This is a genomic window from Rahnella woolbedingensis, from assembly GCF_003602095.1.
In the GTDB taxonomy this organism is placed as follows: domain Bacteria; phylum Pseudomonadota; class Gammaproteobacteria; order Enterobacterales; family Enterobacteriaceae; genus Rahnella; species Rahnella woolbedingensis.
The window spans coordinates 116096-137319 of sequence record NZ_RAHH01000015.1 but is presented as its reverse complement, the minus strand read 5'-3'; the positions used below and the strand labels follow the sequence as shown (position 1 = coordinate 137319).

Sequence of the window (21224 nt, the reverse complement as noted above, 5' to 3'; positions counted from 1 at the left end):
ATGAAAGACTTTGAAATCAGTCGTCGCCGGTTCGGTTATCTCATGGCGGGCGTCGCGGCCTACACAATGCTGCCCTTCCCGTTACGCGCTGCCAGCGCAGCGGCCAGCGGCAGTGCGGTCGCGGCCACGTTCCCCGGAAACTGGGAAGACGCCTATCGCAACGTGCTTACACCAGTGCTGAAACAGCAAGGCTTCGACCTGACTATCGCACCCGCCATGGCGCAGGATCAGCTGGCTAAAATAATGGCAAGTCCCGGCAATCCGCCTTACGACACATTGCTGATGTCGCCGGGACAAATGACGATTGCGATTCAGAACGATCTGATCCAGAAAATTGATCCGTCCAGACTGAAAAACTGGAACCTGCTCGACCCGTCTTTTCAGGGTGAATACGGCCCGACGGTGACCGTAGAAGTGAACGGTATCGCCTATAACCCGGACCTGGTTCCCCGACCAAAAGGGTATCGTGATTTGTTCGAAAATCCGGCCTACAAAGGGCTGGTTTCCTGGACCGGTTTTGCCTCGAACACCGCCGTGATGGCCTACACCGAAATCGCCAAAATCTACGGCAAAGGTCCTGCGGATATGGCTGCCGTGTTCAAGCTTTTCAGAGAGCATCCGGAGCAACTCAAAGGCGTCGTGGACAGTACCAACCATCAGATGACGCTCTTCCAGCAGGGCGAAATCGCGGTGTTCATGTGCAGCACCAGCAACGTGGCACGCCTGAAAAGCCTCGGGCTGAACGCTGAGTTTGTGCACCCACAAACCGGATCACCGGCCGCACCGGTCAATATTCATCTGACCAAAGGCTCTAAAAATCTGGACGCCGCCTACGCCTATATGGACGCTGCCATTTCGCAATCCGCGCAGCAGCAGCTTGAACAGCCACCGACCGAGATGTTCCCGACCAACAAGAACGTGGCTCTGACGCCGGCTATTTCCGCTTATGTTACCCGCGCACAGCTTAAAACGCTGGTCTATCCGGACTGGGCTGAAATCAACAAAAACCGTGATGACTGGATCCGCCAGTTCGACACTCTGGTTGCAGGCTGAGGTGAAATGATGAAGCAGAGCGGCTTCCCTTACGTCGTACCGATGTTATTGCTTTCCCTGGCGTTTTTTGCGACGCCACTCGCCGTTCTGGTGGGTTTCAGCTTCACCGGACACGGCGGAGCAACGCTGGATCATTACGCCCGTTTCTTCGGGGATGCATTCAATTTTCGCGTATTGATTAACACCGCGCGGCTCGGTATCGAAACCGTGATTGGCACCACTCTGCTGGGCATTCCGATTGCCCTGCTTTACTGGCATGGCGGACGCAATCTGCGGCAAGTCCTGATTTTCCTGACCCTCATTCCGATGCTGACCAGTAACGTGGTGCGCACGTTTGCCTGGATAGTGATCCTCGGGCGTCAGGGGCCGATCAGTGAGGCGCTGATGTCGATGGGCATTACCGGCGTGCCGACCAGCCTGATGTTTACCGAGCTCGGGCTGGTGATGGCGATGTGTCAGATTGATCTGCCGCTCATCATTCTGCCGCTGATTGCCATTCTTTCCCGCACGCCGTATCAGCTCACCGAAGCGGCACAGGTTTCTGGCGCCGGTCCGTGGCGCATTCTGCTCACCGTACTTCTGCCGCTGATGCTGCCGGGTTTGCTGGCGGGGTGGATCCTGGTGTTTGCCAGTACCAGCAGCTCTTTTGTCACTCAGGCGGTGATCGGCGGCGCGCGAAATGTTTATGTCCCGCAGCTGATTTATCGTGAGGTCGGTACGCTGTTCGACTGGCCGCTGGCCTCGGCAATCGCCGTGATTCTGTTGCTCTCCACGGGCTGCCTGCTGGTGGCACTCACCCTGATTTCACGCCACAGGAGACTGGTCGGCCATGCTTAAACAACGCGATAACCCGGTTCCGGCGCTGCTCTACAAAGTCTTTGTGTATGGCTTCGGCACGCTGTGCGTCATCTATCTGGTGGCACCGATCGTCATCGCCCTGATGATGTCATTTACCTCCGGTCAGACACTGAAATATCCGCCGCAGGGCTTTTCCCTGCGCTGGTACGAAGCATTGCTGGACCCGGTTCGTTCAGCCACTGAACAAAGTGCAGCGTGGAACTCGCTGAAAATTGCCGTGCTGGCAGTACTCGGTGCCCTGGTGTTTGCTGTCCCCGCCACTATCGGCTTGACCCGCATGAAACGCCGCAGTGTCAGCACTATTGAACCGTTACTTCTGGCACCTCTGGTTCTGCCCAGCCTGGTTTACGGACTTGCGGCGCTGATTGTGGCGAACTTCATTGGTTTTCAGCCGTCATTGTGGCTCACGGTTATCGGACATGTGGTGGTATTCGGTCCGCTGATGTACCGCGCGGCGTCCGTCGTCGCGCAGGGGATCAACCCGTCACTGGCGGAAGCCTCCACGACCATGGGGGCCAGCTGGTTTATGACCCTGCGCCGCGTCACGCTGCCGCTGTTGATGCCGGGGATCCTGGCCGGTGCGTTTCTGGTATTTATCCAGTCGCTCGACAACGTATCGGTTTCGCTGTTCCTTGCAGACGCTAAAACCACGGTTCTGCCTCTGCGTATGTTCGCGCTGATTGAAGAATCGCTCGACGTACGTGTGGCGGCCATATCCGGGCTCCTCATTGCCGTCACTTTACTCGGTCTTCTGGTTGCCCGGCGGGTGCTTGCTCCGCGCCCGACACCTGAAAACGCCTGATTCACTGACTCTTTTTTGACGTAAGGAACACACTATGAACACTCATGCGACCGCGGTAAGCGGTTCACGCATCGGACAGTTGCTGGCTGATTTCCAGCCAGATTTCGATTTCATCGCCCCTCTTCCTTTGCCGGTTGAAGAGTTCGAAGAACGTCTGCGTAAAATCCGCCGTCAGGCTGTTGAAGCCGGTCACGACGCCATTGTGGTTCACGCAGGCAGCGTCGGTTGGTTCCATGCTTCGAACGCTTATCTGCGTTATATCTGCGACTGGATGCGCGAAGGCGTGCTGATCATCCCTACCGATTCGGACCAGCCGCTGGTGCTCCTTTCATTCTTCACCCAATCGGTGTTATTGCCGCCCGGTGGCGAACCGGTGCTGGTGGATGAAATCTGGCAGATTGGTCCGATAGGGCGCGAATATGCCGACCGTCCCGGCGATTCCGTCATTAAAACGGCGGAGAAATGCGCGCAGGTGCTTGCACGTTTCGGACTGAACGCAGCGCAAATTGGCATGATTGGCGACCGGACGTCTCTGACATTCTGGGCTTCGCTGGGATCACTGATGCCTAAATGCAAATTCATTGCAGATAATGCCGTTCTGGATCGCCTGCAAAAAGTGCGTTCACCGCGCGAGATTGCGTTATTTCGTGGCGCGGCGCAGATGATAAGCCTGGGGACGCAGGCGGCCTATCATGTCGCCAGACCCGGCGTGACGGACCATGAAATCTACGCGGCCTTTTCTTTTGCTCAGCTGGCTGCAGGGGGTGAAACGGGCGACGGTTATCAGATTGGCATCAACAAATTTGGCACCCATTGCGGCAAACCCTACGGGCATGTGGTTCGTCCTGGTGATTTGATTAACCTGTATATTTCCAACGTGACCTGCCGGGGTTATACCGCGCAAACGGCCAGAATGATTGCAGTCGGAGACATCACGCCGCATCAGGAAGATGTGCTCGCCGCCTGTACCGAAGGGGTAAAACGGGCTGAAAAGCTTATCCGACCGGGGGCGTTAATGCGCGATGTAAACAATGCTGCCTTCGGCCCGATGATTGAACGCGGCATGCTGACCTCACCGGAGGCGCGGACGATGCCATATAACTGGGCACCGATGCCGGACGGTGACGCGCGGCTGATCCCGCATCAGTATGTGCAGGATATCGACTGGGAAGCGCAGGGACGCAAGCTGATGCATGTGTATCCGGCAACTCATGGCCCGCATAATCCTAACCTCGGGCATTCCATTGGTATGGCCGGTGCGCAAAACAGTTTTAATATTTCGTCGCATAACTATGACCGTCTTGAAGCAGGCATGGTGTTTGTTTTGCATACCCAGTGGCTTGAGCCGCTGTCGGCAGGCTGTAATATCGGTGATTGTTACGTTGTCACAGAAGATGGCTTTGAAAATCTGAGCCGCCATACGCCGCTTGAAACCCACCGTGTCGCCGCAGGGAACTGATATGACCCGACCTTCCTCACATACTCATTTTGACTTTGCACAGCTGACTGAACGTGAACGTTATAAAATCCTCATCGGCACCGTGATCCCGCGCCCTGTCGCGCTGGTGACGACCGTCAGTCACGACGGTGTTCCGAATGCCGGACCGTTCAGCTTTTTCAATGTGCTGACGCATGACCCGGCGATTGTGGCCATCGGCGTAGAGAATTATGCCGATATGCGCTTTAAGGATACCGCGCGCAATATCCGTGAAACCGGCGAGTTTACGGTTCACATCGTCGACGATGCGCTGGTCAGGCAGATGGAAATCTGTGCCATAAAATTCGGGCCAGAGATAGATGAACTTGAAGAGGCCGGACTGGACACGACTCCGGGGGTGATGGTCAGAAGTCCGCGAATTCTTGCTGCACCTGCGGCGCTGGAATGCCGCCGTCATACCACGCTTCAGGTGGGGCCTGCGCGGGAAATCATTCTCGGTGAAGTGCTGGGGGTTTATGTCCGTAGCGATGCGGTTGACCCGTCGAATCTGCATATCGACCAGCAGATGATGGACGCTGTCGGAAGAATGGGGGGCCACACCTACACCCGTACGCGCGACCTGTTTGATATTAAAACGCTGACCCCGGAGGAATGGGCGGCCAGGGGGTAATAAGATCAGATATCGAAGTCACTCATTCTGGACGTGGCGCCGGGGAAGTTGTCGTAGGACCCGCTGATGTAGGTACCTTCTTTAAAAATGATAACTTCATCGACTCTGACAGGATGCGAGCAGACCGCACAGACAATAGAATTTACCTGTTCAGCGAAAGGCGTATTCGCGCTGGCGACAAAGCGGTCTGAGCCGCATTGTTCGCAGACAATCCTGATATCTGGCATGTGTTGAGTCCGGAATTTAAGAAGAAATAATTAACTTAAATATAGCATAATTAGATTATTCTTATTGTCGATAGTTATTTCCAGTGATTTCAATCAGAAGACCACTTTTTTATCTCCCTGTTGCTAAAGAAAATCCAAAAAAAAGCCCGCATAAAAGCGGGCAATCACAGACGGACACAAGAATTAAATGCAGTGGTTATCTGTAGCGTGGTACAGATGAATCAATCATAGCTTCCTTTAGATTGTCCGTGAGGCGTCCCGGGTGCCAGGATGAAAAATAGGAATAATCCGCTGATTCATTTTCTCAAACTACGATGCCACCGGCAGACTGTGTCGATTTATTCTGAGTTTTAAAGCGTACCGGTACCGCCATCGGAGCACCAGACCTGCCCGGAGGCATAGCTGCTTTCCTGCGAGGCCAGCGTGACATACATCGCCGCAATTTCCGCCGGTTGTCCCGGACGTTTCAGCGGTGCCTGCTCGCCAAATTTCTCGACTTTTTCCTGCGGCTGACCGCCGCAAACCTGTAACGCCGTCCAGTACGGCCCCGGCGCGACAGAGTTTACCCTGATACCTTCAGGCGCCAGCTGTTTGGCCAGACCTTTGGTAAACGCCACAATTGACGCCTTGGTCTGAGAATAATCGAGCAGATTGTCGCTCGGTAAAAAAGCCTGTACCGAGGAAGTATTAATGATCGACCCGCCGCGCGGGATAAATTCCAGCGCTGCTTTGGTTATCCAGAACATCGCATAGACGTTAGTTTTAAACGTGGCGTCAAAAGCTTCGGTGGTCAGATCTTTAATCGAATCACAAAACTGCTGACGACCGGCATTATTGACCAGCAGATCCAACCCGCCGAGCTTCTCTTCGGCTTCTTTCACCAGCTGCTGACAGAATTTCTCATCACGGATATCACCGGGAATGGCGACCACTTTCAGCCCTTCGCTCCACAGTAAATCCATCACTTCTTTGGCATCCGGCTCTTCATCAGGCAGATAATTAATCGCGACCTGCGCGCCCTCTCTGGCGAACGCAATGGCCACCGCGCGGCCTATGCCTGAGTCACCGCCGGTAATCAAAGCTTTACGGCCTTTCAGCCGGTCGCTGCCTTTATAAGTTTTCTCGCCGTGATCGGGCACCGGCTTCATTTTGCTGGCCAGTCCGGGAAACGGCTGTTTCTGATGCTCAAACGGCGGCGTCGGGAACGCGTCCACATGAGGGGCATTGAGTGAACCGGGAATCGTTTTTTGATTGCTCATAAACATTCCTTATCTGAAAAATGAGTGAACTATAAGGCTAGAAGAAATCGTGGCGACCACATGCACTAACGGACAGTTCTGAAATCATTTGCATTTCGACACAAAAAAACGTCCCGCCATCCGGACACTTTCTCGTTATTATCCTGTCCTACATAAAAAGCACAGGCTTTGGCTTTATGGCTCGTACAACGGACTGGCGGCATATTACCGAGGCAGGCATTAAGTTGATGGTTTTAAACGGGATAATCTATGCGTCATTCTAAAATTGTTTTGTTATCTGCTTTGGTTGTTTCTTCACTGTTACCTCTGGCGAATACCGCGTTTGCTGCGTCAAACTCGCATGAAATCAAATCGTTCTACGATGATTCTAAATTATATGCGATCGGCGACCAGGTTCCGGCGCTGTACCGCACCAAGCCTTACGAAATTGTCGGCTGGCAGGAACGTCATTTACCTGCACCTGATGCAGGCAGCCACTGGACTTACATCGGCGGCAGCTACGCGCTGATCACCGATACCGACGGCAAAATCCTCAAAGCTGAAAACGGCGACATCTATTTCCAGTAATCTGGAAACGAAATGCACAGATAAGGCCTGAAGAGATTCAGGCCTTTTTTCTTTCCTGCGAAGGCGTCAGGCCAAAGACCTGCTTATAGGATGTGGTGAAATGATTACTATTGGAGAACCCGCACATAAAAGCGATATCTGTAATGGACGTTTCGGTGTTTTTAATTTTCACCCTTGCAGAAACCAGTCGTAATCTTTTCAGGTAATTTTCCGGCGTCATACCCGTGGTTTCCTTAATGCGGCGGAACAACGTACGTTGGGTCAGCAAAAATGCATCCGCCACATCTGTCCAGTTAATCTCGGTGAAACAGTGTTCCTGCAGGTAGCCTAGCATACGGTGCAGTTTGTATTGGGTGTGATTGCGATCGCCGCTTTCCTGCTGATTCACCAGATTCATGATCAGTTGAAAAAATAGTCCCTCCTGTTGCAACGCCTGAGGATCCTGTTCCCGGTTATTGGTAAACATCTGACCGACAAGACCGCGACAATGATTTTTGACGTCAGGCAACAGCCAACCGTAATGACTGCCTTCGCTGGCTGAAAAACGGGACAATAAACCTTCTGTATTGGTCAGATAATTGAACTGTATTTGCGGATTGATCAGCACATTAATCAGTTTCAGCGTGCCCAGTTCATCATAGAAATGGTAGTCATTGTCCCTGACAAAAAAGACGTCCCCTTCCTGAATAAAAATAGGTTTGCCATTGATCACGTGCAGGCCGTGCCCGCTATCCACAATCACCAGTTCGTTAAAATCATGACAATGCTCACTGTTATTATCTTCCGGGTCGCTGGAATAGACCGAAAGTTTCTCATCAGCAGACGGAAAATAGGCTTCAATTCTGAGCTTCTCCATAGGGCACGTTATCTCTTTTCATTCACACATCCGGGCAGGCAGCCAACATAAATTATTGCTCTCAGGGCGGCGAATCTGTTTTCAGAATTTGTGATCATCGCCTTAACTACCCCACTCTGGCTGCCATTGCGGCTCACAGGCTGGCAATCTCAGAATAGCTGGCCGATCCCGTCCGGTGCACACTGAATGCCACCACAACATCGCACAGGAATCAGGCATGTCCCAGGGAATTCAAAAAAACAGCGAATTGATTTTTCAACGCAATACCCACTTTCTTTCTACCGCAGCTAGCCTCGTACCTGCGTTACAACAGTATCGCCGTCCGGCGTTAAGTCTGGTAAACGCTGTCCCCGATGCCTCGCAGATCCACGGTTGGCGGACCGAAACCTGCGGTACGCCGGCCGGACTGGCAAACCGGGAATTCGGTCCGGGGGAAGAAATCGTTGTCGATTTCGGAACCCATTGCGTCGGTTACTTTGGCCTGAGCTGTGAGGCTGCCGGAAGCCCGCCTGACGCCCCTGCACATCTGCAATTTATTTTTGGTGAAACACCTGCGGAAATAGCCGAGCCATTCAGTGATTATGATGGCTGGCTGAGCAGCAGCTGGTTGCAACAGGAAGATCTCTATCTGGATGTGTTGCCCGCGCATGTCCGCTTGCCCCGTCGCTATTGCTGCCGCTATGTCAAAATTAAAGTGATATCGACCTCTGCAAAATTTACGCTGCGACTTAGTGATATTCACCTCACGACGGTGACGTCGGCAGATCCCTCCACAATTAAAAGCCTGAGCCACCCGGATGCTCTGCTTGGGCAGATCGATAAGGTCAGCGTACTAACCTTGCGTAATTGTATGCAGGATGTGTTTGAAGACGGTCCGAAACGTGACCGCAGGTTATGGCTTGGTGATTTACGGTTACAGGCGCTGGTCAATTACCAGACCTACGGCCAGAACAATCTGGTCAGGCGCTGCCTGTATTTGTTCGCGGGGTTGACGCGTGAAGATGGCATGGTTTCATCGAACTTGTTTATGAAACCCGAGGTGATCGCAGACGATACTTTTTTACTTGATTACGCCCTCTTTTTTGTCGCAACGCTAGCCGACTACATAGCGGCAACGGACGACCTGACGACCCAGAATGACCTCTGGCCAACCGCAGTACGGCAGATGGAACTTGCTCTTGAACGTGTCGCCGAAAATGGCATTCTGCACGACAGCGAAGATTGGTGGGCATTTATCGACTGGCATGAATCACTGAATAAGCAAGCGCCTGCACAGGGCGTGCTGATTTACTGCCTTAAAAAAGGGCGGGAACTGGCGCAGCGATGTGATCTACCACGTGTCGCCTGGTTGGATCAGCAGATCCGCCGTCTGGACGCGGCGACCAGAAGTGAACTGTGGGACGAAGAAAAAGGCTTTTTTGTCAGCGGCACTCAGGCGCAAATCTCCTGTGCCTCTCAGGTCTGGCTGGTGCTGGCTGGCGTGGGCGAAGAGAAATTTCGTGCCCGCATCATGGCGAATCTCCTGACCACACCACCGGAGACAGGCATGAATACCCCTTACATGATGCACCATTTTATCGATGCACTGATAAGCGTGGGGGAAACAAGCCGCGCAGTGCAGGAAATAAAAAAATATTGGGGCGGCATGGTTCAGGCCGGTGCGGATACGTTCTGGGAATTATATGACCCTAAACGCCCTGACTTTTCCCCGTATGGCAGCAAACTGATTAACAGCTACTGTCATGCATGGAGCTGTACCCCCGCTTATTTCATTCGTAAATACGGGTTATAACGTTCTAAAAAATAACAATAACCTCCACCCTGAAGAGAATAAACCATGCAAAACACAACATTTTCCCTCTGGCGGCAACGCCTGGGATATGGGATCGCCGATTTGTCCTGTAACCTCGTCTGGCAGATGATCTCGCTCTATCTGATGTTCTTTTATACCGACATTATGGGATTACCCGCCTACTACGCCGGGCTGATGTTTTTAGTCACCCGACTGGTGGATGGTGTCGCCGATGTCCTGATGGGACTGGCGATAGACAACACTTATACCCGCTGGGGACGCTGCCGCCCTTATCTGTTGATTGGCGCGGTGCCCTTTGGTTTGTTATGCGTGATGGCATTTTATGTCCCGGATTTCGGTCTGACAGGCAAACTCTGGTATGCATTTCTGACCTATCTGTGCCTGTCATTCCTTTATACGCTGGTCAATATCCCCTTCTGCGCCATGCTGCCTTTCATCACCAATGATTCGAAAGAACGCACCACACTTTCAGCGGTGCGTATTGTAATGGGATCCCTTGGCTCAACCATTGTCGCCGTCGCCACCCTGCCGCTGGTTCATTCGCTCGGCAATGGCAATCAACAGTCCGGCTTCCTGTATACCGCGATGATCTTCGGCGGGATTGCCATCTTTTTCCTGCTACTAAGTTTTGCCAACGTCAAAGAAAGCATCAACGTGCATAACGAAAGAATGACTCTTAACCGGGCGTGGACCAGTCTGCGACATAACCGTCCGTGGTTTGTTTTTGCCGTTAATATTTTCCTGATGTGGGGCGCTTTCTTTTTCCAGACCGGCGCACTGGTCTATTTCTTTAATTATTATGTTGGCGACCCGAATATCACTGCGATTGCTGCAGGTATTTCAACCTTTGTTCCGTTATTAGGCACATTAACCGTGCCCTTTATGGCGGCGAGAATGAAAAAGCGGCACGTTTATTTATTTTCCTGCGCGATTAACTTAGCCGGCATGATAGTTATGATATTTTCCGGCAGCTCCATTACAGGCTTACTTGCAGGGGCAACGATATTATCTATTGGTGCGGGGCAACGCACGGCGATCTATTTCTCAATGCAGGCTGATCCTGTCGATTATGGCGAATGGAAAACCGGTATTAACACCGCGGGTATATTGACCTCAATTAATGGGTTTCTCGGTAAAGTGGCTATGGCTGGCGCAGGCGCAATCAGCGGCATCCTGCTCTCTGCGGGCGGTTATGTCGCGAACCATGCGCAAAACCCGCAGGCACTTCTGGCCATCAAAGCCTGTTATCTGTATATCCCTGCAGCCCTTATTCTTTGCTCAATGTTCTGGATAGGATGTTATTACCGGCTCGATGATAATTACGAGAAAATTAAAGCCGAGCTGGATAAAAGAAAAACAGACAGCGACATTAATGCTGGGCAGAAGGTACAGCCACAAACCGTAAATAACCTTTAAGATAAAAATAAACTGCCCTTTCAACAATAACCTCAAATAACAATAAAGGTTTGCTATGCGTTTAAACATAATTTACGCAGGAATGTCATGTCTTTTTATCGGCATGGCGTCGCCGGCAATCAGTTTCGCAGCCGGACATATGTTAACGGTAGAACAGCGTCTGGCTTTGCTGGAGCAACGATTAAATCAGGCTGAAAACGATGTCAGACAAGCAAAGTTACACGCCATACAGGCTGAACAGCAAACCCGTGATGCCGATGCCCGTGCCAGGATGGCGGAAAACCGGGTGCAACAACTTGAAAACCGCACGTTAGCCGTTGAGGCACAGACTGCGGAAACGGGTAAAAAAATCGACGATACCGCGCTGGCCTCTGCGAAGACCACCCCCGCAGACAATGGATTTGAATTCTCCGGTTACGCGCGGTCGGGTATGTTGATCAACAGTAACGGACGTGGTGCCCGCGGCGGCCCGGGCGTGTCTCCGGCCAGCTCTATCGGTGGCGATGCCCATGTCGGACGTCTGGGTAATGAAAAAGATAATTACGTAGAATTAAGTTTTATCAAACATCTTCAGTTTGATGACGGCTCGAAAGCACGGTTTAAAACCATGTTGGCCGACGGGGCGAACAACCCCGATCCGTGGGTTCAGGATAACGACAGCCATCATCTGAATGTGCGTCAGCTTTATGTCGAAATGACGGATTTATCAAGTTTTGGCGGGCCGGTCAAAAACGCCACTCTCTGGGCAGGAAAAAGGTTCGATCGGGATAATTTTGATATCCACTTCACCGACAGCGACATCATGTTCCTCGGCGGTACCGGTGGCGGGATTAATGACGTGCAATGGACACCGCACTTCAAAAACGATTTCTCCCTTTATGCCCGTAATTTTGGCGATCTTGGCAGTGACCGTTATAACGACAACGATGTGCAAAATGTCATGCTTACCGCTAACAGTTTCTATGATAACTGGCAACTGATGCTGACCGGCATGGCGGCGCAGGGTAACGATGAGCTGAAAGACAACACCTCCACCACCGGCAGTTATGCGCTGCGCAGTGACAACACCGCGCAACATGGGTATTACGCGATGCTGGCTTATCATGATAAAGAGCGGTTCTATGGCGTATTGCCGGGCAGCTCAGAAAGTGCATTGCAGTTCGGTCACGGTCTTGGCGCAGAAGCACGGCAACCGGGCAGCGATGGAGATCTGACCCGTGATGCAATGTCAGTCAGGTTCGCTTCGTACGGTATTCTGCCGGTGTCGAAAAACTGGGAAATTGCGCCGTCGGTGATTGCACAACACAGTGAGGATCGTTACCGCAATGGCGACCGTTATGACTGGGCAACATTCAACCTTCGTGCCTCCCAGGCCATCACGCAGAACTTTGCTCTGCTTTACGAAGCCTCGTGGCAATATATGGATCTCAATCCAAACGGCAGAACCTACAACAATGACGGAGATATTGACGCGTATCAGGCTGTAAAAGGAGATTTCTACAAACTGACCTTTGCTCCGACATTCAAAGTCGGCGACGTATTCGATATCAAAGCGCGACCTGAAATTCGTTTCTTTGTCACCTACATGAACTGGGATAAAGAATTGGATCGTTATGCGGTGAACGATGATTTTGGCAGTGCAGGCTTCACCGCAGGCGGGAACTGGAACTTCGGGGTGCAAACTGAGATCTGGTTCTGATGAAGATTCCGCGGATATCCCCTTTTGAAAGTATTAAATAGCGGAAGTATCAGAGGAATAGACATATCATTATGCGTGAACAGGGTAGGTTCACGCAGTGTTCAGCATAATGACGCCGGACGAACAACGCGAACTGTCAGACATTACCAATGAGCATTTGGCTCTTTTCCGGGGCTCCCATGAGCGACTCGCAGCAACGCCATCCCGTGCGCAAGCACCCCATGAAACTGAGCACATCCGTTATTCTGATGGTCAGCGCGGTGATTGCTTCCGTTTTGCTGGTTGTTCACATGCTTTATTTTGTTCAGGTCAGCGATACCACCCGCGACGGCGTAAAAGATAAAGCGCTGGCCGTCGCCCGAACGATGGCGGATTTACCGGAAACCAAACGCGCCCTGCTTCTGCCCCCGGACAGCAATATCATTCAGCCGATTGCCAGCTCCGTCCAAAAACGTAACGATCTGCTTTTTATCGTGGTTACCAATATGGACGGCATCCGTTATTCGCATCCGAATACTGATGTGATCAGTCATCATTTTATCGGCGATGACATTAATCCGGCACTGCTCGGCAAAGAGAACGTCTCGATTAATAAGGGCACGCTCGACGAAGCGCTGCGCGTTTTCACGCCGGTATACGACAACAATCACAAGCAAATCGGCGTGGTGGCCATCGGGATTTCGCTGGTCAAAGTCACCGAGCAAATCAATAAAAGCCGCTGGAGTATCCTGTGGACGGTGCTGTTCGGCATGATTGTCGGCGCACTGGGCACGTACTGCCTGGTGCGCATGCTTAAACGCATTCTGTTCGGGCTGGAGCCATATGAAATTTCGACGCTGTTCGAACAGCGCCAGGCGATGTTGCAGTCGATCAAAGAAGGCGTCATCGCCGTGGATGACCTGGCGCATGTGACGCTTATCAACCAGACTGCCCGGCAGATTTTTCAGGAAACCGCCACAGACGTGGCGCCGGATGAAAATACGTTGCCGCTGATCGCCAACCTGCGGGATGTGGTAAACACGGGCATTCCCCGCCGCGACGAAGAGATCAATTTCAAAGGCCGCTTACTGCTTAGCAACACGGTTCCGGTGCGCAACAACGGCGTCATTATCGGCGCTATCTGTACCTTCAGGGATAAAACCGAGGTCAGTCAGTTAATGCAGCGCCTGAGTGGCATGGTAAACTATGCGGATTCGCTGCGGGAACGTTCGCATGAATTTATGAACAAACTGCACGTGATCCTCGGATTGCTGCACATGAAAAGCTACGCGCAGCTTGAGGATTACATCCTTAAAACGGCCAATAATTATCAGGCGGAAATCGGTTCCCTGCTGCTGAAAATCAAGTCTCCGGTGATCGCTGGTTTCCTGCTGAGCAAGATTAACCGCGCCTATGATACGCGGCATCTGCTGACGCTCAGCGACGACAGCCTGCTGCCGGACAACAATAATGAAGATCAGGTGGCGGCGCTGATCACGGTGCTGGGCAATCTGATTGAAAACGCGCTGGATGCGCTTGGCGAGCAGCCTGACGGCGAAGTCAGCGTGTTGCTGCACTATCAGAACGGGCAGTTGGCGTGCATCGTAAGTGACGATGGTCCGGGTATTGAGCCGGAAAATATTGAAACTATTTTTGAAAAAGGGGTTTCGTCGAAAGGCGACCAGCGTGGCATGGGCCTGTTCCTGGCTAAACAGCAGGTCGAAAGCCTGGGCGGTTCGGTCAATGTCGAATCAGAGCCCGATGTTTACACCCAATTTTTTGTACAACTTCCCTGGGATGCGGAGAGGAAAAGTTCTTGATCAATGTGCTGATAGTTGATGACGACGCCATGGTAGCAGAGCTGAACCGCTGTTATGTTGGCCAAATAGAAGGCTTTACGTGCTGCGGCACGGCGTCGACGCTGCAACAGGCGAAAGATTTGGTTCTGAATTCAGAGCTGTCTATCGACCTGATTTTGCTCGACGTGTATATGCAGCAGGATAACGGATTGGATTTACTGCCAGAACTGCGTAACGCGCGGCGCCCCATCGACGTGATTGTGATTTCCTCTGCCGCTGATGCACAAACCATCAAGAAGTCGCTCAATTATGGCGTGGTGGATTATCTGATCAAACCGTTCCAGTTTTCCCGTTTCGAGGAAGCCCTGACAGGCTGGCAGCAGAAAAAAACGCTGATGGATAATCAGCAATATTATGAGCAGTCAGACGTTGACCGGCTGATCCATGGCAGTAATCCAGCCGCGGCGGACACCAAAAAGCTACCGAAAGGCTTAACGCCGCAGACATTACGTACGCTGTGTCAGTGGATTGATGCCCATCCGACCATGGAATTCTCCACGGATGAACTGGCCAGTTCGGTGAATATTTCGCGGGTGTCGTGTCGTAAATATCTGATCTGGCTGGCGCAGATGAATATTCTGTTCACCAGCATTCATTACGGCGTGACCGGCCGTCCGGTCTACCGCTACCGTTTGCAGGCCGATCACTATTCGCTGTTAAAGCAGTACTGTCAGTAAACAGTGAGCCGGTAACTGTCATCCAGCGGCGAGAAGGTAAACTGCCGCTGTGATGACAAAATAATCTGCCCGTCGCGGGTGACAAATACCGCCTCGATGTGCGGAATTTGTTTCAGATACGCCAGACTTTTCTCCACGCCCATCCCGTACAGCAACGTTGTCCAGATATCCCCGTCTATCGAGTCTTCAGAAATTATGGTCACGCTGAGCAGTTCGTTATCCAGCGGATAACCGGTTTTCGGGTCCAGAATGTGATGATAACAGTGGCCGTCCAGCTCGAAATAACGTTCGTAAATACCGGAAGTGACGACAGATTTTCCGGCGACATTGATGACGCCAATCAGCGCATCTGGCGAGGAAAATGGCTTTTTCAACCCAATCGCCCATGCCCCTTCAGCACCCGCACCGAGCGTTTGCACGTTGCCGCCCAGATTGATTAAGGCATTTTCAACCTGCTGTTCGCGCAGATAATCCCGCACTACATCCGCGATATACCCTTTAGCAATCGCGCCGAGGTCTATTTCCATTCCTGCCCGTTGCAGAAACACCGAACGGGTTTGTTCATCGAGGATAACGTCTTGGGGATTTGTCAGCGCCAGCAGCGTCTGTAAATCCTGTGCTGCGGGGATGCTGTGACCGCTGAAACCGATTTTCCAGCGCTTAACCAGCGGGCCGATAGTGAAATTGAAACTGCTGTCTGGCAGGCAACTGATGTCTTTTGCGCGGCGGATTAACTCAAACACCGGGGTACTGACAGTGACAGGGTCACGTCCTGCAGCATGGTTAATCGCCATGATATCGGAATGCGGGCGGTTCACCGTGAAGGTGTTTTCCTGCAGTTTGATCAGCCTGAAAACGCCAGACGCCAGACTCTCGTTATGTTCAAACAGCTTGAGAAGAATGGGCGAGCCCATCAAAACAGCGGAATAAGCATAAACACGGGAGTCTGGCGTCATTGTATTACCTTGCGTGATAAACGGTTACCGCATCGCGAATTTCGCGGCGTTCTGTCCTGCAAGGATACCGAAGATAATGATATCTGCAACGGCGTTACCGCCGATACGGTTACCACCGTGAATGCCGCCGACCACCTCACCCGCCGCAAATGCGCCGCCGAGCACCTGCAGTTGCGCGTCCAGCACGCAGGTATCGGTATTGATGGTTACACCGCCCATGGTGTGATGCACGCCCGGTGCGATACGGATGGCGTAGAACGGCCCCTGATTGATCGGGTGGCGCAGCGCGGTACGGCGACCAAATTCGGCGTCATCCTGTTTATCCACGGCGACATTGTAGCTTTCCAGGCTGGCAAGGAAGGCATCTGAGTTCATTTCCAGTTTTGCCGCCAGTTCGCGCGGAGAACTGGCGCTGATCACAAACCCTTTGGCGATGTATTCGTCGGCCGCTTTGTTGTTCAGGCGGACCTGTTCGTCAAACACCACGTAAGCGAATTTCTCCGGCAGCGCGATGATGTTCGCGGACACTTTGTCGCGGGTTTCCATTTCATTGAAGAAGCGCTTGCCCGCCTGGCTGACCAGAATCGCACCGCCGCCACGAATGGCTTCGGAAATCAGATAAGACGTGGTCTGTTCCACCGTCGGGTGGATCTGGATTTCGCCCATATCAACAGTCCCTGCGCCGATGTTTTGCAGGATCGCGATACCGCTGCCGGTCGCACCTTTGTGGTTTGTAGTGACAAAGCCGTCCAGCTCAGGGCGGTATTTCACCACCATATCGCGGTTGGCGCTGAAACCACCGGTGGCAACAATCACGCTTTTCGCGTTAACAACCAGCACTTCGTTTTCATCATTGAGCAAATTCACGCCCTGAACTGCGCCACCGGCATAACGGATCTCAGTGACGGAAGTGTCGAGGATGACATCAATATTGCGTTTGTTGAGATTCTTCACCAGACCGCTGATCAGGAAGCCGCCGACTGCGCTGCGGTCCGCCGGACGGTGAGTACGGTCGATGCTCATCCCGCCGGTGATGGTGATGTCGCTCAGTTCGATATTGTGTGCCGCCAGCCACTCCACCGCCTGCGGCGCACGTTCGATGAACTCTTTCAGCAACACGGTATTGTTCTTGAACTGGCCGCCTTTCAGGGTTTCCTGATAGAACAATTCTTTACTGTCTTCGATGCCTTTCAGACGCTGATAGCGGGTTTCTGCGGCGTTCATACCGACCGATGCTTTAATGGTGTTACCACCGATGGTCGACATTTTCTCAACGATCAGGACTTTCGCCCCTTCGTCACAGGCCTGAATCGCTGCTGCCAGACCTGCACCGCCGCTGCCGACGACTACAACGTCGTAGTTTTGTGGCTCATTCAGGCTGCCGCCCTCTTCCAGCAGCTGCGCTTTGCAGGATTTGGCGATAGCTTTGGACACCGCTTTTTTCACTGCTTCGCTCTGCTCGGTCGCACCGGTCACCGCATCCACATGCGGGCTGTTGGCGTCGAGAATACGGGTACGGATAATTTCAAAACTGGTGGTGAATTCCACGTCCAGATCCGCACCTGCCTCCAGCGCGATATCGGCAATGCGGTCGGTTTCCAGACTGACGTTTACTGCCAGCTCATGCGCAGGATCCTGCACTTTTTCCTGGAATACACCGGGTTTGAATTTCTTCGACGTCATGCTCATATCGCGGATCATCGCGTCCACCAGCGAGAAACGCCACAGCGGTTCCGGAATGGTCAGCGCTTCGCGTTGTGTGCTGTCGATGAACAGGTCAAGTTTCTGATCGGCGGCAATACGGTCAGTCCAGTCCGGATAGGCGATGCACGCTTTACCGATAGCAATCATGTCGTAACCGTGTTCCAGCGCCAGTTCAGCGTCAGATTTATTCACAATACCGCCCACGCCCATCACCGGGATTTTTGCCAGCGTGTCTGAACGCATGGCGACATATTTGTCGATCAGCGGCGTGGGATCGGTGGTGTCGACAATAGAAGGACGCAGGGAGTAACCGAGAGAGAAATGCAGGTAATCCAGGCCGCGTGCCGCCAACTGTTCCAGCAGGAACAGGGTGTCAGCAAAACGGATACCTGGCTCTTCCAGCTCTTCCGGTGAGAAACGGTAACCGATAATGAAAGAATCATCGGCGTATTGCTTCGCCATCTTATGTGTAATGTCGAGCACTGCCAGCGGGAAACGGGCACGATTTTCGCGGCTGCCGCCCCATTTGTCGTCACGCTGGTTAGAGTTCGGAGAGAAGAATTGCTGGATAAGATAGGTATTAGCACCGTGGATTTCTACGCCATCAAAACCGGCTTCAATCGCGCGACGCACGCCTTCGCCAAATTTGGCGATCATGCCGTCAACTTCTTCGGCGGTCAGCGCCACCGGTGTTGCTGCGCCTTCACGCGGAGCCGCCAGCGCACTTGGTGCGACAGGCAGCTGGCCGCCAATCAGTTTGGGCTCACTCATGCGCCCGCCGTGATAAATCTGCAATACGGCTTTGGAACCCTGAGATTTCACGGCAGCGGCGATTTTCGCCAGTCCGTCTACTTTGGCGTCATTGTCGATACCGATAGCGCCGGGAAAAGCCAGGCCACGGTCATCAACAAAACAGCATTCAACAATCACAGTACCGATGCTGCCAGCGCGGGCACGATAATATTCGACCAGCTCGCTGGTCACGGTGCCGTCATAAAAGCCGGTGCAGGTGGTCATTGGCGCCATCAGAATGCGGTTTTTCAGCACAGTACCATTCGGTAACGTAAACGGGCTCAATAACAGTTCGTTGTTGCTCATAATAGTGACTCCAAACTTTAAGGTTTTAAATCTGAATTCGTCACCGGCGCGCTATTTTTGTGAAGCGTGATGAAATGTTTATTTATTTTTCGTTGTATTATTTCATAGCCGGAATCATGCTTATTAATATAGTTTTATTTTTACTTTCTAAACTTCTTACATTAGTTAATTAACTATTTATCTATTAACTTAATGCCTGTTATATTAAAATTATGTTAACTAATAAATTAAATAATCACATTACTGTAAACTACGGGCGTAATTGTATTTAACTGTTGAGAATATTATTACATCAACCCGGCCCTGTCCTTTGGAAGTTAACGAACATCAGCCGCTGGCAAGTGGCGGATGTTCGCCTCAGAATGACTTGCTTATGTAGCATCTGACTGTGAATGACTCTCATTTGGCCTACTCCGTTTTTTCTTTTCTACTCCCTGCCGCAGGCACCAACCCCAAATCACGCCTTAATTAATCAGACAAAGCCCATACTGCTGTTTTATTCTTTTTAAAAAACAATTTGGCACCGTATTTTGTTGATCAAGATCAACAGTTAAAAATAGAGAAATCGCATTATATAAACATCACCTCCCTCTTACGGGGAATAAGAGTAACTAAACACAAATAACAATAACGAGGCAATTAACATGCCACTATTGAATAACTAAAAAAAAGATTAAGTAACTAAAAAAACAGACAACATCTTACCTATGCATCATCACATTATTCCTAACTACCTAAGATAAATATTATGAGCGAAATAACAAAAACTGCGGTGAAAGAGCCAGCGAAAAAAGCCGAACCCGGCAAAAAAAATCGCTGGATCTTCTTGGCACTTCCGGTGCTGGTGTCCGTGCTTCTGCTGCTGGTTCCGGTACCTGCCGGGCTTGAACCTTATGCATGGCATTTCTTCGCCATCTTCGTGGGTGTCATTGTTGGTCTGATCTTCGAGCCATTGCCGGGTGCCGTTATCGGCCTCACCGGCGTGGTGGTCATCGCCCTGTTCAGTCAGTGGTTGTTGTTCAGCCCAGCTGAACTTGCGGATCCTAAATTCAAAACCGCAGCACAGGCCTTTAAATGGGCGGTCAGTGGTTTTGGTAACTCAACGGTCTGGTTAATCTTCGGTGCGTTCATGTTTGCCGCCGGCTACGATAAAACCCATTTCGGCCGCCGTCTGGCGCTGATCCTGGTAAAATATCTCGGTCGCCGCAGCCTGACACTCGGCTACGCCATCACCTTTGCCGACCTGTTACTGGCACCGTTCACGCCTTCCAACACTGCACGCAGCGGCGGTACGATCTACCCGATCATCGCCAACCTGCCACCGTTGTATGGCTCAAAACCTAACGATCCGAGCGCCCGTAAAATCGGTTCTTACCTGATGTGGGTGGCGATTACCGCAGCCTGTATCACCAGTTCCATGTTCCTTTCAGCACTGGCACCTAATCTGCTGGCGCTGGGCATCGTGAACAGCGTAACCGGTATCAACATTTCCTGGGGCACCTGGTTCATCGCCTTCCTGCCGGTCGGTCTGCTGCTTTTGCTGACCATGCCGCTGCTGGCGTACTGGTTTTACCCGCCGGAAGTGAAAATCAATGACGAAGTGCCGCGCTGGGCGACTGCTGAGCTGGCGAAACTGGGCAGAATGTCCCGTCATGAAATCCTGCTGCTGGTATTCGTTTGCTGCGCGCTGGCGATGTGGATTTTCGCTGCAAGCTTCATTGAACCGGCGATGGCCGCACTGCTGGTTGTGGTGCTGATGCTGTGGACCGGCGTTCTGAACTGGAACGATATCACCAGCAACAAACCGGCCTGGAACACCTTTGCCTGGTTCGCCACGCTGGTCGCCCTGGCCGACGGCTTGTCCCGCACCGGTTTCATCGCCTGGCTGGGTAAAGAAGGCGCAGCGCTGATGGGCGGTATCTCTCCGGGAGCGGCGACGATTGCCCTGCTGCTGGCGTTCTATCTGCTGCATTACCTTTTTGCCAGCACCACTGCGCACACCACTGCGCTGTTACCGGCTATGCTGACTATTGGTGCCGCCATTCCGGGTATTAATATGCAGGTATTCTGTCTGCTGATGGTGACGTCTCTGGGCGTTATGGGGATCATCACCCCATACGGTACCGGTCCAAGCCCGATTTATTACGGCAGCGGTTATCTGCCAACCAAAGATTACTGGCGTCTGGGGACTATCTTCGGTGCCATCTTCCTGATTGCTTTACTGGTAATCGGTTATCCGTGGATGATGATGATGTTCTGATTGTGGCGATAAAATCACCCACAAAGCGTTAAC

Annotated in this window: 17 protein-coding genes; 12 read left to right on the top strand and 5 right to left on the bottom strand. The window is 52.1% G+C overall.

The annotated features are described in order from the left end of the window. Genes D6C13_RS14340 through D6C13_RS14320 form a run of 5 tightly spaced genes read left to right on the top strand, consistent with a single transcriptional unit; the run spans position 1 to position 4821 of the window. Positions 1–1053: an extracellular solute-binding protein gene (locus tag D6C13_RS14340; RefSeq protein ID WP_120133399.1), complete on the top strand. Its 1053-nt coding sequence runs from the start codon at positions 1–3 to the stop codon at positions 1051–1053. A 6-nt stretch (positions 1054–1059) separates the two neighbouring features. Next, on the top strand, positions 1060–1890 hold the full coding sequence (locus D6C13_RS14335) for an ABC transporter permease (protein ID WP_244212696.1): 831 nt from the start codon (positions 1060–1062) through the stop codon (positions 1888–1890). Then, positions 1883–2713 carry an ABC transporter permease gene (locus tag D6C13_RS14330; RefSeq protein ID WP_120133398.1) on the top strand — a complete coding sequence of 277 codons (831 nt, stop codon included), beginning with the start codon at positions 1883–1885 and terminating at the stop codon, positions 2711–2713. The genes D6C13_RS14335 and D6C13_RS14330 overlap by 8 nt, the downstream gene beginning before the upstream one ends. Before the next feature lie 34 nt (positions 2714–2747). After that, positions 2748–4172 (top strand): Xaa-Pro peptidase family protein, encoded by a 1425-nt coding sequence (locus D6C13_RS14325; RefSeq protein WP_120133397.1) that lies wholly within the window; start codon positions 2748–2750, stop codon positions 4170–4172. A 1-nt stretch (position 4173) separates the two neighbouring features. Further along, on the top strand, positions 4174–4821 hold the full coding sequence (locus D6C13_RS14320) for a flavin reductase family protein (RefSeq protein ID WP_120133396.1): 648 nt from the start codon (positions 4174–4176) through the stop codon (positions 4819–4821). Positions 4822–4826: 5 nt separating this feature from the next. Here D6C13_RS14320 and D6C13_RS14315 read toward each other — a convergent pair whose 3' ends face one another. Together D6C13_RS14315 and D6C13_RS14310 are read right to left on the bottom strand one after the other, a co-directional pair. Continuing rightward, complete coding sequence (locus D6C13_RS14315; RefSeq protein WP_120133395.1) at positions 4827–5048, bottom strand: hypothetical protein; 222 nt, start codon at positions 5046–5048, stop codon at positions 4827–4829. A gap of 350 nt (positions 5049–5398) precedes the next feature. Beyond that, positions 5399–6307 (bottom strand): SDR family oxidoreductase, encoded by a 909-nt coding sequence (locus D6C13_RS14310; RefSeq protein WP_120133394.1) that lies wholly within the window; start codon positions 6305–6307, stop codon positions 5399–5401. Between the two features lie 249 nt (positions 6308–6556). Between D6C13_RS14310 and D6C13_RS14305 the strand changes: the two genes are divergently transcribed. Beyond that, on the top strand, positions 6557–6874 hold the full coding sequence (locus D6C13_RS14305) for an RcnB family protein (protein ID WP_120133393.1): 318 nt from the start codon (positions 6557–6559) through the stop codon (positions 6872–6874). A gap of 37 nt (positions 6875–6911) precedes the next feature. On the opposite strand, the gene D6C13_RS14300 is transcribed toward D6C13_RS14305, so the two are convergent. Further along, on the bottom strand, positions 6912–7730 hold the full coding sequence (locus D6C13_RS14300) for a helix-turn-helix domain-containing protein (protein ID WP_120133392.1): 819 nt from the start codon (positions 7728–7730) through the stop codon (positions 6912–6914). Between the two features lie 217 nt (positions 7731–7947). Between D6C13_RS14300 and D6C13_RS14295 the strand changes: the two genes are divergently transcribed. The 5 genes from D6C13_RS14295 to dcuR all read left to right on the top strand — a co-directional run bounded on the left by D6C13_RS14295 (position 7948) and on the right by dcuR (position 15173). Continuing rightward, the gene (locus tag D6C13_RS14295) at positions 7948–9522 is read left to right on the top strand and encodes an alpha-L-rhamnosidase-related protein (RefSeq protein WP_120133391.1); all 1575 of its coding nucleotides are present in this window, start codon (positions 7948–7950) and stop codon (positions 9520–9522) included. Between the two features lie 45 nt (positions 9523–9567). Beyond that, a complete protein-coding gene (locus D6C13_RS14290) occupies positions 9568–10959 on the top strand; it encodes an MFS transporter (RefSeq protein ID WP_120133390.1) in 1392 nt (463 codons plus the stop codon). Positions 10960–11014: 55 nt separating this feature from the next. After that, entirely contained in the window at positions 11015–12658 is a 1644-nt protein-coding gene (locus tag D6C13_RS14285) for a carbohydrate porin (protein WP_120133389.1), read from the top strand. Positions 12659–12837: 179 nt separating this feature from the next. Next, the gene (locus D6C13_RS14280; protein WP_120133388.1) at positions 12838–14457 is read left to right on the top strand and encodes a sensor histidine kinase; all 1620 of its coding nucleotides are present in this window, start codon (positions 12838–12840) and stop codon (positions 14455–14457) included. After that, on the top strand, positions 14454–15173 hold the full coding sequence (dcuR, locus tag D6C13_RS14275; RefSeq protein ID WP_120133387.1) for a two-component system response regulator DcuR: 720 nt from the start codon (positions 14454–14456) through the stop codon (positions 15171–15173). Before D6C13_RS14280 ends, dcuR begins: the two co-directional genes overlap by 4 nt. Here dcuR and D6C13_RS14270 read toward each other — a convergent pair. Then, positions 15167–16129 carry an FAD:protein FMN transferase gene (locus tag D6C13_RS14270; RefSeq protein WP_120133386.1) on the bottom strand — a complete coding sequence of 321 codons (963 nt, stop codon included), beginning with the start codon at positions 16127–16129 and terminating at the stop codon, positions 15167–15169. The two genes, dcuR and D6C13_RS14270, sit on opposite strands and share 7 nt — an antisense overlap. A gap of 24 nt (positions 16130–16153) precedes the next feature. Beyond that, complete coding sequence (locus D6C13_RS14265; protein ID WP_120133385.1) at positions 16154–18931, bottom strand: flavocytochrome c; 2778 nt, start codon at positions 18929–18931, stop codon at positions 16154–16156. A 748-nt stretch (positions 18932–19679) separates the two neighbouring features. Between D6C13_RS14265 and D6C13_RS14260 the strand changes: the two genes are divergently transcribed. Further along, positions 19680–21191 (top strand): anion permease, encoded by a 1512-nt coding sequence (locus D6C13_RS14260; protein ID WP_120133384.1) that lies wholly within the window; start codon positions 19680–19682, stop codon positions 21189–21191. The last annotated feature ends 33 nt before the right edge of the window (positions 21192–21224 follow it).